At 40.3% G+C, this 12,512-nt stretch carries 13 protein-coding genes; all 13 read left to right on the forward strand.

From position 1 onward, the window contains the following. Positions 1–8: 8 nt before the first annotated feature. On the forward strand, positions 9–641 hold the full coding sequence (locus VER_RS00340; RefSeq protein ID WP_162098908.1) for a sigma-70 family RNA polymerase sigma factor: 633 nt from the start codon (positions 9–11) through the stop codon (positions 639–641). A gap of 224 nt (positions 642–865) precedes the next feature. Further along, positions 866–1,504, forward strand: coding sequence for a hypothetical protein (locus VER_RS00345; RefSeq protein ID WP_162098909.1), 639 nt, complete (start codon positions 866–868; stop codon positions 1,502–1,504). Positions 1,505–1,581: 77 nt separating this feature from the next. Further along, positions 1,582–3,714 (forward strand): outer membrane protein assembly factor, encoded by a 2,133-nt coding sequence (locus tag VER_RS00350; RefSeq protein ID WP_162098910.1) that lies wholly within the window; start codon positions 1,582–1,584, stop codon positions 3,712–3,714. A 2-nt stretch (positions 3,715–3,716) separates the two neighbouring features. Next, positions 3,717–4,991: a hypothetical protein gene (locus VER_RS00355; RefSeq protein WP_162098911.1), complete on the forward strand. Its 1,275-nt coding sequence runs from the start codon at positions 3,717–3,719 to the stop codon at positions 4,989–4,991. A 52-nt stretch (positions 4,992–5,043) separates the two neighbouring features. Further along, the gene (locus tag VER_RS00360) at positions 5,044–5,553 is read left to right on the forward strand and encodes an OmpH family outer membrane protein (protein ID WP_162098912.1); all 510 of its coding nucleotides are present in this window, start codon (positions 5,044–5,046) and stop codon (positions 5,551–5,553) included. 51 nt (positions 5,554–5,604) lie between these two features. Continuing rightward, a complete protein-coding gene (locus tag VER_RS00365; RefSeq protein ID WP_162098913.1) occupies positions 5,605–6,591 on the forward strand; it encodes a hypothetical protein in 987 nt (328 codons plus the stop codon). Positions 6,592–6,605: 14 nt separating this feature from the next. Continuing rightward, positions 6,606–7,118, forward strand: a complete 513-nt coding sequence (locus VER_RS00370) for an OmpH family outer membrane protein (protein WP_162098914.1) — start codon at positions 6,606–6,608, stop codon at positions 7,116–7,118. Positions 7,119–7,152: 34 nt separating this feature from the next. Continuing rightward, positions 7,153–8,184: a UDP-3-O-(3-hydroxymyristoyl)glucosamine N-acyltransferase gene (lpxD, locus tag VER_RS00375; protein ID WP_162098915.1), complete on the forward strand. Its 1,032-nt coding sequence runs from the start codon at positions 7,153–7,155 to the stop codon at positions 8,182–8,184. 9 nt (positions 8,185–8,193) lie between these two features. Next, positions 8,194–9,099 (forward strand): lysophospholipid acyltransferase family protein, encoded by a 906-nt coding sequence (locus VER_RS00380; RefSeq protein ID WP_162098916.1) that lies wholly within the window; start codon positions 8,194–8,196, stop codon positions 9,097–9,099. Between the two features lie 175 nt (positions 9,100–9,274). Continuing rightward, positions 9,275–10,111 (forward strand): UDP-3-O-acyl-N-acetylglucosamine deacetylase, encoded by an 837-nt coding sequence (lpxC, locus tag VER_RS00385; protein WP_162098917.1) that lies wholly within the window; start codon positions 9,275–9,277, stop codon positions 10,109–10,111. A gap of 1 nt (position 10,112) precedes the next feature. After that, positions 10,113–10,538 (forward strand): 3-hydroxyacyl-ACP dehydratase FabZ, encoded by a 426-nt coding sequence (gene fabZ, locus VER_RS00390; protein ID WP_162098918.1) that lies wholly within the window; start codon positions 10,113–10,115, stop codon positions 10,536–10,538. A gap of 197 nt (positions 10,539–10,735) precedes the next feature. Beyond that, entirely contained in the window at positions 10,736–11,548 is an 813-nt protein-coding gene (gene lpxA, locus VER_RS00395) for an acyl-ACP--UDP-N-acetylglucosamine O-acyltransferase (RefSeq protein WP_162098919.1), read from the forward strand. Between the two features lie 141 nt (positions 11,549–11,689). Then, positions 11,690–12,511, forward strand: a complete 822-nt coding sequence (locus VER_RS00400; protein WP_162098920.1) for an LpxI family protein — start codon at positions 11,690–11,692, stop codon at positions 12,509–12,511. Position 12,512: the final 1 nt, after the last annotated feature.

Here is a 12,512-nt window from a genome sequence, read left to right on the forward strand (position 1 = left end):
GGGTCGTTATGTTTACGTCATATTTGGCAGAACTGGAAAAAATTAAATTGTTAACGCCAGAAGAAGAGCGCGCTTTATGGCAAGCGTATCGAGAGAATGATGATGAAACGGCACGAACGGCCCTCATTGAACATTATCAACCCTTGGTATTTCGTGAAGCGATGGCCTATCGGCAAGTTGTGGCGGATGTAATGGATTGTGTTCAAGAAGGTACTGTAGGCTTGATTGAAGCGGTGGAACGCTTTGACTATACTAAAGGTGTTGCCTTTTCTTTGTACGCAGTGCATCGCGTGCGTGGTCGCATACTTGATTATTTGCGTAAAGAGGGCAAGGGTGGTACCGTTTTAAGTGCACCCAATGAGGAGGATGAATATTGGTGGGAACAACTGCCTGATGAAGGTCCTTCCATTGAAATGGCCGTAGAGTCTAAAGCGTTTCAACAAGTGGTTGTTGATGCTCTAGAACGTTTGCCTGGCAATGAACGACATGTGATGGAACAAGTGTATTTAGCGGATCGTTCTATTGCCTCAGTAGCTGGTGAATTAGCTACGAGTAATAGCTATATTCATCGCTTGCATCGCCAGGGGATTAAACGCTTGCGCGGTATGCTGAGTCGTACGCGGAAAATTTGGAATGAATAATAAGAAGAACTGCTCTAAGAGATGGCTCATAGAGTGGTTCTTTTTTTGATTAAAAACGGCTGAAAAGCTAAACTTTTAAAAAAATATTATAAACTAACCGTGAAGTTGCAAGGAATTCTTAATAAAATGTCGTATCTGTGCTATAATAAAACAGATTAATGTGATATAAGTAGTTCACAAAATCATCCTTTCTTACGAATATGTAAGTATGAAAGGAGGCCGTTATGAATAAGACGAGTGACAATATGGAGAAACGCATTCGCTCAGTGAAGACTTGGCTTGACAAGGCTGAACAAGCGTATGCCGATGATTCCACCACTAAAGGGCAGTTACAATTGATGCTAGCTAAGGCGGAAATGCAACATCTTGATGAGAAGCATACGCCTACCTTATGGCAGCGCTTAGGTTATTGGCCGTTGGTAATAGGTATACTTTTATTACTAGGTATGACCTATTATATGTGGCAAGGTTCGCTAACACCCGTGCCGCCAACAACGCCAGCCGTAGATAGACTACAAGAGTCAGATTCTATAGGAACAACGGTAAAGCCTTCAGTACCTGCATCGACAGCTACACCAGTGACGGAAACGAATGATGTTAGTCCAGCGATTAATCAGAATACTTCTGAGCCGGCAAGTGCAAATCAACCAGTTGTTACGTCTGCACCGAATACGGGGGCTGGGGTGGAACCAAGTTCAGAAGTTTCACCGTCGTCAGATACTAAGAGTATTCCTGAGGAAGCACCGGTGGCGGCCACTGAAAATACACAAACAAACGAAACAGTTACAACACCAGTTATAAGTACAACTCAGATTCAAGAGGCTGTACGCGAAGGGGGACGAAGTCTGAGAGGACAAGAATAATAGGTACAATGTAATTTAGAAGTAATAAACAATGTGTTTAAAATAAGAAGGCATTATTTTTTAGGAGGATGTAGTAAATGATGAATAAGAGAGCCTATAAGAACATGTTGGCTGTAGCTGTAGTCGCGGCATTAAGTGGCACTACGGTGTGGGCCGCTGATGAAACAACGGCTACAAACACACAGACCACAACGACGGTAGCTAGCACAGTGGATGCTAGTGAGGCAGCGGCACAAGACGCTATTACAGCGGCTCGTGGTGGTATTGAAGAAGCACAACAATCTGATGAAAAAGAAGCAAAACGTCAGGAATTAGATAACTCATCGTTAGCTACACAAGATAAAGGTGTTTTGACGATTGCTAAAGGGGAAGGTGCTAAACTAGAACAGCAACAAGCTGCTGGGGTACAGACTGAAATTACGACACCAGATGCTCGTTATTTCTCCAGTGTGACCGATGAAGCCTTACAGCCATATGTGGGGAAAGTTATGACTGGTTTCTCTGTTGATGGTATTCCTGCGGACGTGCAAGGGGAATATGTAGCTCTCTTGAAAAGCCATATTGGTGATACCTTAACGGTGGATACCATTAAAGCAGACATTGCTGCTTTAGGCGCTACAGGTTATTTATCTGAAATCAACCCTGTTATTACAGTTGTACCAGAAGGTGTTAAAGTAGCTTATAAAGTTACCGTTAACCCTATTGTTAAATCTGTACAATTTGAAGGTAACACTGTATATAGCAATGAAATGCTTGTTAACTATTTGAATGTACAGCCTAATACAGTTCTTAATACAGTACAAGTAGGGGAACGCATTCAAGGGATTAATGCCGCCTATAATCGTGATGGCTACATTTTGGCTCGTGTTAATGATTTAGCCGTTGATGAAAATGGTGTGCTTCATATTTCCATTACGGAAGGTATTGTGGAAGACATCGTGCCTCATGGTAATAAAAAGACCAAAGATTATGTAATTCTTCGTGAATTTAATCAAAAGAAAGGCCAACCTTTCAATAAATTCTTAGTTCGTCGTTCCGTTGAAAAAGTTTACAACTTAGGCTATTTTGATGATGTTAACGTTCGTTTATTAGAAGGTTCTACACCAGATAAAGTGGTTCTTGAAATTGACGTATTGGAACATAAAACAGGGACTATCACCTTAGGTGCTGGTTATTCTGATTCTGACGGTTTCGTAGGTATCGTAGAAGTTGGGGAAGACAACTTGCGTGGTACTGGCGATAAAGTTAAAGTTCACTGGGAATTTGGTGGAACGGCTGGTTACAAAAACTACTCTGTATCCTATTTACGTCCTTGGATTGATGACAAAGGGACGTCCCTTGGCTTGACTATTTTTGACCGTGAAGATACTTATACTGACTATAACTCTGACGGGGAAGATATTTCCGAATACGTTAAAACTCAAAAAGGTGTGAGCGTATCCTTAGGTCGTCAGACTGGCGAATATACTCGTGACTATGTAACTCTTGAAACACGTAAAGACGGCTGGAAGTTTGACGAAGATGAAAATAGTGGTTATAACTATGCTGCCGGTGCTGGTGAAGGTCCTAAGACACAAGAGGAAGCAAATCGCTTCCCTGGATATTCCTGGAATAATGGTAAATACGATTTTGCTGGTGATAACTATATTGAAAATAACTTTGGTCGTACCAATAGTGTAACTTGGCAAAAAGTATTTGACTCCCGTGATAATATTTATGATCCAAAACGTGGTAAACGTTTATCTGGTACGGTTCAATGGGCTGGTCATGGTCTTGGTGGTGATTTTGATTACTACAAATTTACAGGTGAATATCGTAGCTATAAACAAATTGGCAAAGATCAAGTTCTTGCCTTCCGTGCTCGTTTAGGTTGGGCGCAAGGGGATGTACCGTATAGTGCCCTCTATACCTTAGGTGGTGCTGATACGCTTCGTGGTTTTGAAGATGATCAGTTCCGTGGTAAGAAAATGTACAATGCTACCTTAGAATACCGTGTACCAATCTTCAATAAAGTAACGGGCGTACTCTTCACTGATATGGGTGATGCTTGGGATGCACCACATGTTACTTGGTATGATGATGATAAATCCTTCAACATCTCCGTTGGTGCTGGTGTTCGTATTTCTACACCAATTGGACCAATTCGTCTTGACTATGGTGTAAGTAAAGATGACAAGAAATTCCACTTCAGCTTTGGTGGACAATTCTAATTATGAAACGTTGGGGCTTATGCGTGGGGGCGGCCATTTGTATGGCCGCTACTACCACATCGATTGCTCACGCAGAACCGATTGAAGCGGTGACGGTGCATCTAGAAGGTGCTAAACAGCCGTTGCCAGCTGTATTGGCCAAGCGTATGACCGCTGCGGTTCAAACAGCGGCCGATAAATTGTATATTGGCGTTGATACTGAGGTTGTGCAAGCTGGTGAAGCCACCTATCATAAGGTTACAACGGATATTATTGACCGTATTTTATACGGCTATACAGTTGAGTCTTTGACTATTACGCCCGGCACGACTAGTGAATTAGCGGTGCGGTTACGGCCTTATGGTCAAACCATTCAAACTGTGGATGTAGCCGTAGAGTATGGTAATTTAACACCGACTGCACAACAACTAGTGGCTCAGGATGTAGCGTTTGTAGAACCAAGAATTGAGCAAATTCTACTAGGGGCGCCTTTAGATTCGTTAGATTGGGCATCGGCTGTAACCAGCCAGTTGGTGCGCAATGAGTTAGAAGGAGCCTTACCAGAATTTATTCCCCAAGTAGACATTACACCTGGCACTCATACAAAAGTGCGGGTGTATTTAATTCCTCAAGGTGCCGTTGTACGTCATAGTAGCACGGAAATTGCTTCCAATACGCTACCGTCTAGCATCTTTTTTGCTACGAAACGGTACTATGATAATTACTTAGTTGGTTTTGAAGGTGTGCCCGTGGCGTTTATTGCACGTCATGAAGGGGATATTTTAAGTCAGGTACAACAAGGCTTAAATAATAGTCGTGCCAGTGAACGATTTGGCATCTCTATGATGCCTAGTTTACAATTAGGCACTGATTTATTGTTAAAGATTCAAGTGGACTCGTCCCGTTATATTGTACGAGGCGAAGCGTACTTGGATATGGGGTCTGAGGCAGAACATAATGTAGGATTTAAGCTCTTTACAGGGGTGAAACAAGGGCGAGGCGATTGGTATTTAGAAACTAATTTCTTCCCTGATTCCTATAAATGGTCTTTTTATCCGTCCTATGCCTATCATATTACGCCGGATACGACGATTGCGTATCAATATAATCTATCTGATAAATATAGTCGTGCTTGGCTTCGTCAAGATATTGGCGAGCGATGGCATGTAAGAGCGCAACGAGATTTCGGTATTAACCACAATGAATTTGGTTTAGCGTATGATTTGAATAATTACTTAACCTTGGAATATGTGGTGACGGAAGATAATAAATGGCTCCGTTTAATCGGTTATATTTAAAATATAGGTTATAATGTAATTAGAAGTTAGTAAGAAAGAAGGTATATTGCCTATGATGCGGTTAATTAATAACCAAAAAAATAAAAAATTTGTTTCCTTGTTTGTTGCTGTTATTTTCTTGTTAGGTATTGGGGCTATCGCCTATACACAGATGGCTACGCCAAGTATGGCTTCCGATACAAATAGCAACATTGGTGTTATTGATACTACTAAAGTATTGAGTGCTGCGTCACCAGCTGTAGTAGCGGCTAATAAAGAGTTAGATGACTATAAAAAACAGCTTAGTGATGAATTCAATAGCAAATCTGCTAATATGGATGACAATCAAAAAGCTGAGTTAGCCTCTCAATATCAAGGTAAAGTACAAGATAAAATGATGGAAATTCAGAAGAAAATTCAGGACCAAGTAGGCGAAGCATCTAAAGCAGTGGCTGATGCGAAAGGCTTGTCAATTGTTATGGATAAACGTACCGTTTTATATGGTGGCGTTGACATTACTGATCAAGTACAGAAAAAATTAAACAGTGGTGCTGAAACAACTGATGGAAATAGTCAAAAATAATCAATTAATGAAGAATTCGTATGGATGGATAGGTAGAAAGGAGGCCTTGCAATGAAGCTAACCTATCGTTGGATTTTAGTAGCTGTCGTTGTTATTGTGGCCTTACTACTAGGGATTTTTATTCATAATCGGTTAGATACGGCTAAGCCTACGAGCAATACTAATTTGCCTAAGGTAGGGCTGGTTAAAATGGATAAGGTAATCTCATTCAATCCTTCCTATGAAGAATATACGAAAGCTAAAAAAGAATTAGAAGATTTGCAAGCTAAGTATAAAAGCGAGCAACAATCGTTAACCTTGAAATCACAAGAACAGTCCTTAGCTTTACAGTCCTTAGGTTCTGATAAAGAAATTACGGATTTACTCAATACGGAATTAATGAGTAAAGTTAAAGCCAAAGAACAAGAATTAAATATTGCCTATCAAAAACAACGCATTACTCTTATTAATAAATATCGCAGTGAATTAAAGACTGATATGACTGATGCGGATTTAAGAATTGTTAATCTGCAATTAGAATTGAGTAGTAATACCCAACCGCTAGCAATTACTGAAGAACAAAAAGCTTCTATTGCCGCTGAACGGGCAGCTAAAGAAGAAGAACTAAAAACATTGTTAGCACAGCGCAGTCAATCTGTAGCGGGGCATGAAATTCAAGAATTAGAGCAAAAAGTAGATGGTGAATTGGCGCCATTACGCGCTTCAGGGCAAAAGGAATTGGATGACTATGCCGCTAGTTTACAAAAAGAGTTACTAGCTCGGCGCGATGAAATGATGAAAGCGAAGGCCGATTCTATTTTGGCAACTAATAATTTGCCTAATCCAGCGGATTGGAATACGGCTTGGGATAGTCGTTTGAAGGCTAAACAGAGTGAAGTAGATGCGTTACATGATGCTATTTTAGAAGATGTGCGCATGCGTGCTATGGTAGTTGCTAAAGAACAGAATTTAGATTTAATCGTTATTAATGAAGTGTCAAATGTAAATGCTGTGGATGTAACGGATGCTATTATTGCTTCTTACAGTGCAGCGCAATAAAGGAGTTTTCAGGAATGAATAAGAATGTAAAACGTGTATTAGCTGGTTTAACTATGATGGTATCTGTAGGTTTAATTGCTGGCTGTGGTAGTTCTGAACAAGTGGGCTATGTAGATATGCAAAAAATCATGACCGATAGTCAAAAAGGACAGGATACACGTTCTAAATTAGAAGCTAAATATAATGAAATTAATGCCCGTTTAGCACAAGAACAAAGTGCTGGTCAAGATGCTAATGCGATGATGCAGAGCAAACAAAAAGCTGAACAGGAAATGCAAGTGTATCAACAAGCTATGATTAATGATTTCCGTAACTCTGTTGATACTAATGTGCAAGCGATTGCTAAAGAAAAAAACATTACTGCTGTTGTTGAAAAGAACGCTCTTATCAGTGGCGGTGTTGATTTAACGGAAGACGTATTGACTAAGATGGGTAAAGCTGAAAACAAAGAGCAAGGATCTGCTACTAGTGGTGATGCCAATGCTAATGCTAATGCTACAGGCGAACAACAAACTGAGAATAAATAAGCTTAATTTCATGGATTGAGAGGAGACTTTCAAAGTGACGTATACAGTTGAGGAACTGGCTAACAGTGTACAGGGTAAAGTAGTAGGTGATGGATCGGTTGAGATTGCTGAAACACGGAGTCTTGATCAAGCAGCTCCACAGGCAATTTCCTTTGCAGTGGGCGAATATTGTGAATATGTGGGACAAAGTAAAGCAGGCGCAGTCATTGTAGAGGCACCATTAGCAGATGTAAGCATTCCTCAAATTGTGGTACCCAATGCGAAAGTAGCCTTTGCCCAAATTTTGCAACAATTCCATCCGCCAGTAGTTTTTCCTACAGGTGTACATGAAACAGCCATTATTGGTAAAAATGTAACCTTAGGTAACAATGTAACGGTAGGCCCTTACTGTGTTATTTACGATAATGCAGTAATCGGTGATAATGTAGTACTACACCCATATGTATATATTGGCCATAATGTAAAAATTGGTGAAGATACGGTAATTTATAGTGGTGCCATTGTTCATGAAAATTGTATTTTAGGAAAACGCGTCGTATTACGAGCTAAAGCGGTTATTGGTGGCGAAGGATTTGGCTTTGCTACTGAAAATGGTGTACATACCCATATTCCACAGGTGGGCAATGTTATTTTAGAAGATGATGTAGAAATCGGTTCTTGCTCTTGTGTAGACAATGCGACCATGGGTTCTACTTTAGTGCGCCGTGGTACTAAGATTGATAACTTGGTACATTTAGGTCATAATGTAGAAATTGGGGAAGATTGTTTCCTCATTGCCCAAGTAGGGATAGCAGGCAGTACTAAATGTGGGAATCATGTTATTTTCGCTGGTCAAACAGGCTGTACTGGTCATATTACGATTGGTGATAATGTTACCTTTGCAGGTAAAACGGGGATTATTGGCAATGTACCATCCAATGGTACCTATGCAGGTTTCCCTCAACGACCACATAAAGAATGGCTTAAATTATCAGCTTATGAAAATCGATTGCCTGAAATGGCGAAGACGGTTAAGCGATTAGAGAAAGAGTTAGCTGCTTTAAAAGAGCAACTAGCAGCTAAGTAGGGAGCGTCTATGTATAGATTTATGAAACTGTTTAGCGCCTTAATTTGCGCGTTACCTCATAGTTTGCAATATGCCATCGGACATTTGCTAGGGGAATTGTGCTGGCTTTGCTTGCCACCAAAGCGCCGTAAATTGGCCATTGGACAGATTTTGTTTTGTCATATAACAGATGATCCAGCGGAAGCTAGACGGATTGCAAAGAAAAGTACCACTCGATTTGGGCATATGATTATCGACGTATTGCGCTATCCAGAAATTAAAGATGGCAAATATAAAGAGATGTTTGAATGGGTTGACCGCGAATATTTGGATGATGCCCAAGAAGGTGGCAAGGGCGCCGTTTTAATGGCTATTCACAGTAGTAACTGGGAATTATTAGGCGGTATTTTGGCTTCAGAAGGATATCCTCTTATTTCCGTAGCTATGAAACAAAATGGTGACGCAGATAAATTTATTAATGAATATCGGGCTATCATGCATCAACATGTGACCTATAAAACAGGCGTGCGTGAAATGATTAAAGAACTTCATGGTGGCGCTATGATTGGCTTAATCATGGACCAAGACCCTGGTGATAAAGGGCAGTTAGTGCCATTTTTTGGCTATGAAACCTTGACGCCAGTAGGTCCAGCCGTTATGGGACGTATGCGCGATGTGCCAATCATTCCTGTAACGATTCGTTTTGATGAATACAAAGATAAATATATTGTTACCGTTCATAAACCATTTTATGCTGAACATACAGAGGATAAGAAACGCGATACAGCGGTTACCTTAACGCAACTTAATGAATGGATTGAAGACTATATTCGTCGCTATCCAGAAGATTGGTTCTGGCTCCATAATCGTTGGAAATGGACGCGGCGTTATTATAGTGGCAAGATTGAAGTACCACCAGATCCAATGAAAGACTAGGCAATGGCTTGCCTTGTCTTTGTGGAATGGTATATAATGAATAACAGTGTCATTTAAACAGGGATATATATGGGCTTGTATATAGGAAAGCCTATATACAGGTGCATTTGTAGTTAACAAAGCCTGGGTGAATATGACAAAATTTGGATCGTTAATAGAGGAAAGGAGGAGTCTCATGGTATTAAAGCAAAAGACGCTGGTTAAAGATATTGCTTATGAAGGGACAGGTTTGCATAGTGGTTTACCTGTAACTATGACATTACGCCCTGCCGAAGCTGATACAGGCATTATTTTTGTGCGTACCGACCTACCAGGACATCCTTCAGTAAAAGCGAGTCCTGCTAATGTGACGAATACGAATCGTGCTACCACATTGGAAGCAGGGGAGGCTAAAGTATTTACTGTAGAACATTTATTAGCTGCCTTTTATGGCTTAGGCATAGACAATTGTTATGTAGAACTTAATTCACCTGAACCGCCAGTTGGTGATGGGAGTGCTGCTGTATTCGTGGATTTAATGAAGACGGCGGGTATTCGAGAATTAGAGGCAGAACGAGCTGTGTATGCGGTAAAACAGTCCCATGCTATTTATGATGGGGACCGATATATTTTGATTGTCCCTTATGATGGGTTGCGTGTTACATTTACATCTATTAATGATCATCCCTTATTAGGCACTCAGCAGGTGGATATTCACCTTGATTCAGAAGCTGTTTTTGAAAAGGAAATTTCACCAGCCCGTACCATTGGTTTTATGAAAGAATTAGAACAATTACAGGCCATGGGATTGGCTAAGGGTGGTAATACTGATAATGTACTAGTTTATGACGATACCAGCTGTTTATCAGTACCACGGTATGATGATGAATTAGTGCGTCATAAAATTCTCGATATTCTAGGGGACTTGTTTCTCCTCGGTCCTATTACAGGGCATATTATTGCGTTAAAATCGAGTCATGAATTAAATTCGCGCTTAGCCCGTGAAATTTTGCAAGAAATGAAGGAGGATTAACATGATTCTTAATATTGAAGAAATTATGGAGATTTTACCACATCGCTATCCATTTTTGTTGGTAGATCGTATTATTGAATTGGAACCAATGAAACGTGCTGTAGGTATTAAAAATGCCACTATGAACGAATTATTCTTCCAAGGCCATTTCCCAGGTAATCCAGTAATGCCAGGGGTATTATTGACTGAAGCTATGGCGCAAGTAGGGGGCATTGCTTTACTGTATCCAGAAGAAAATCGTGGTTTAACACCCATGTTTACAGGGATTGATAAAGTTCGTTTCCGTCATCCAGTAAAACCTGGTAATCAAGTACGTATGGAAGTAGAAGTAGTAAAAATTAAAGGCAAAATGGGCAAAGTAGAAGGTAAAGCTTATGTAGGTGATAAATTAGCTGTTACTGGAGAATACATGTTTGCTCTTGTTTAAGAGAAAAGTGTTGAAATAGTAAGAGAAAGTGTGTTAAGCGTATATTTTCTCCATGTTATTTTATAAAATTCTCTGTTTAAGGATAAAAAGTCTGCAAAATAGCAGTTCAATAATTTTGTTTTGCAACGATTATAATATTAATAAAGCAAGTATGTGAAGCAAAAGTCGCAATCTCAACAGAGCAAGGAGTGACATAGATGATAGTAGTAGGCATGGAAAATGCTACCTCCAATATACATAGCACAGCAGTTGTACATCCAGATGCCAAAATTGGTGAAGGGGTTGTTATTGGTCCAGGTGCCGTAATTGGGGAAAACGTAACCATTGGTGACGGTACTCAAATTGGTGCTAATGTAGTAGTTGGTGGATGGACTACCATTGGACAACGTTGTGAAATTTACCCAGGTGCAGCGGTAGGTCTTGAACCTCAGGACTTGAAGTTCAAAGGGGAAAAAAGTTTTTGTAATATTGGTGATGAAACAGTAATTCGCGAGTGCGTTACCATTAGTCGGGCCACTGGCGAAGGCGAAGAAACTCGAATTGGCAATAATTGCCTGTTCCAAGCATGTACACACATTGCTCATAATTGTATTGTAGGCAATAATGTAATCATGAGTAATTGCGCTGGTTTAGCAGGCCATGTAGTGGTAGAAGATCGCGTTGTTATTGGTGGTATTGCAGGGGTACACCAATTTGTTAAAATCGGTCGCAATGCCATGGTAGGTGGTATGGCTAAGGTTGTACAAGATATTCCACCATACGTAATTGCTGATGGCCAACCTGCTCGTGTTATTGGCCTAAATTCAGTAGGTTTATCTCGTGCTGGTATTTCTGAAGACGTACGCCATGATTTAAAACAAGCGTTTCGTATTATTTATCGGTCTGGCTATAGCTTATCGCGAGCTATTGAAGAAATGGAATTACAATTGAATTCCTCCGTAGAAATTGAAAACTTATTGCGTTTCTTGCGCAATGCAGACCGCGGTATTATGCGAACTCGCCGTGATTAAAATGTAAGAGTCTTGCCTTAACGGGTCAAAAGTAGTTTGACCCTGAAAGGGAAGGCTCTTTTTATTCAAAAAAAGGGCGAAATTTGATATAATATAGTGTAGTGTGTCTAAAAGTAGAACCTAAAACACTAGGAGGAAATGATGGCAAAAGTCGGATTATTAGCTGGCGTAGGTAAATTGCCGTTGGAATTTTTACGAGCAGCACAATTAGAAGGCTATGAAGTCGTTGTCATTGCTGTAATTCCTAACACGGAGCCTGCTTTGGCAACGGAAGCAAATGCTTTTTATGAAATTAATGTCGCTAAAATCGATAAAATATTTAAAACTCTTCATAAGGAAGGGATTACAGAAGTAACTATGCTTGGCAAAGTTACGAAAGAAATTTTATTTAAAGGTTTGGTTATGCCTGATTTGCGGACAATTCGTTTATTGACGAAGTTACGCAATCGCAAGGACGATACTATTATGATCGCTATAGTTGAGGAATTGGCTAAAGAGGGCATACACGTAGTGGATCAAACGTTATATATGAAACCACTAATGCCTAAAGCTGGCGTGTTGACTAAAGCAAAGCCGTCTAAAGAACAGATGGCTGATATCTTATTTGGCTTTGACGTGGCGAAGCAAATGGGTGGCCTTGATATAGGTCAGACCGTAGTGGTTAAAGACTTAGCCGTTATGGCCATTGAAGCCATTGAAGGTACCGATGCTTGTATTAAGCGGGGCGGTGCGTTAGGACGGGGTGAAGCGGTAGTAGTTAAAACGGCCAAACCGCGTCAAGATGTACGTTTTGATGTACCTGCGGTGGGCTTGCAAACAATTCATTCCATGTTGGAAGGGAATTGTAAAGTATTAGCTATGGAAGCAGAGCGGACCATTTTTGTCGAACAAGCAGACGTTTTACGATTAGCTAATGAAAAAGGATTAATTATTTGTGCCGTTGAAGGGCCTGAAGAAGAATAAT

The organism is Veillonella sp. R32 (genome assembly GCF_010093125.1).
Taxonomy (GTDB): domain Bacteria; phylum Bacillota; class Negativicutes; order Veillonellales; family Veillonellaceae; genus Veillonella_A.

Bases quoted from the DNA above. Each gene is read 5' to 3' on its own strand.
- VER_RS00345 (WP_162098909.1), top strand. From the start codon at position 866: ATGAATAAGACGAGTGACAATATGGAGAAACGCATTCGCTCAGTGAAG.
- lpxC (WP_162098917.1), top strand. From the start codon at position 9,275: ATGGTATTAAAGCAAAAGACGCTGGTTAAAGATATTGCTTATGAAGGG.
- fabZ (WP_162098918.1), top strand. From the start codon at position 10,113: ATGATTCTTAATATTGAAGAAATTATGGAGATTTTACCACATCGCTAT.
- VER_RS00400 (WP_162098920.1), top strand. From the start codon at position 11,690: ATGGCAAAAGTCGGATTATTAGCTGGCGTAGGTAAATTGCCGTTGGAA.
- VER_RS00355 (WP_162098911.1), top strand. From the start codon at position 3,717: ATGAAACGTTGGGGCTTATGCGTGGGGGCGGCCATTTGTATGGCCGCT.
- VER_RS00365 (WP_162098913.1), top strand. From the start codon at position 5,605: ATGAAGCTAACCTATCGTTGGATTTTAGTAGCTGTCGTTGTTATTGTG.
- VER_RS00380 (WP_162098916.1), top strand. From the start codon at position 8,194: ATGTATAGATTTATGAAACTGTTTAGCGCCTTAATTTGCGCGTTACCT.
- VER_RS00350 (WP_162098910.1), top strand. From the start codon at position 1,582: ATGATGAATAAGAGAGCCTATAAGAACATGTTGGCTGTAGCTGTAGTC.
- VER_RS00340 (WP_162098908.1), top strand. From the start codon at position 9: ATGTTTACGTCATATTTGGCAGAACTGGAAAAAATTAAATTGTTAACG.
- VER_RS00370 (WP_162098914.1), top strand. From the start codon at position 6,606: ATGAATAAGAATGTAAAACGTGTATTAGCTGGTTTAACTATGATGGTA.
- lpxA (WP_162098919.1), top strand. From the start codon at position 10,736: ATGATAGTAGTAGGCATGGAAAATGCTACCTCCAATATACATAGCACA.
- VER_RS00360 (WP_162098912.1), top strand. From the start codon at position 5,044: ATGATGCGGTTAATTAATAACCAAAAAAATAAAAAATTTGTTTCCTTG.